This window comes from Arhodomonas sp. KWT (assembly GCF_010993615.1).
Map to the genome: position 1 here is coordinate 1 of NZ_WNXE01000882.1, position 700 is coordinate 700.

Genomic DNA, 700 nt, shown 5'->3' on the forward strand with positions numbered 1-700 from the left:
CCGTGCCGCCGGGGCGCGGCGGATCGTCGAATTCGGCAGCTCGTTCGGCATCTCCACGCTCTACCTCGCCGCCGCCGCGGCGGACAACGAGGGCCACGTCACCGGCAGCGAGCGTTACGACAACAAGCGCGCCCACGCGCTCGCCAGCCTGGAGGAGGCGGGGCTCGCACGCCACGCGGAGATCCGCGCGGGGGACGCCCTGGAGAGCCTGACCGGCGTCGAGGGGCCCCTCGACTTCGTCTTCCTGGACGGCGACAAGTCCGCCTACCGCGAGGTGCTGGACGCGCTCACGCCGCGGCTGCGTACCGGGGCGTGGGTGGTCGCGGACAACCTCGACCACTTCGACGGCGAGCCGGGGGACTTCCGGCACTTCATCACCCATTCGCCGGAGCGGTTCACCACGCGGCTGATCGCCGTGGGGCCGGGCCAGTTCAGCGTCTCCCGGTTCCGGGGGTAGGCCGGCGGGGCGCCGCCCGGACCTGCCCGGGCGGCGCCCATCCAGCCCCGTCAGGGGCGTGAGAAACAACACCATCGATCAAGGGGGTTCAGTGATGGCGTTCAACGCGATCAACAGGTTCCGTGTGTCCGGAGCAAACCGCACCGGTGGCATGTCGCTGTGCATGGCCGCCGCGTGTCTCGCCGGCGGCGAGGCCCTGGCGCAGCAGTCCGGCGGCGAGGTGCCGACGGTGACGGTCACCTC

Annotated in this window: 1 protein-coding gene; it reads left to right on the forward strand. The window is 72.1% G+C overall.

Annotated elements, in window-relative coordinates:
• Window positions 1-457: O-methyltransferase (locus G7A99_RS23040; RefSeq protein ID WP_163144373.1), on the forward strand; the 457-nt coding region annotated here is incomplete at its 5' end.
• Window positions 458-700 lie beyond the last annotated feature (243 nt).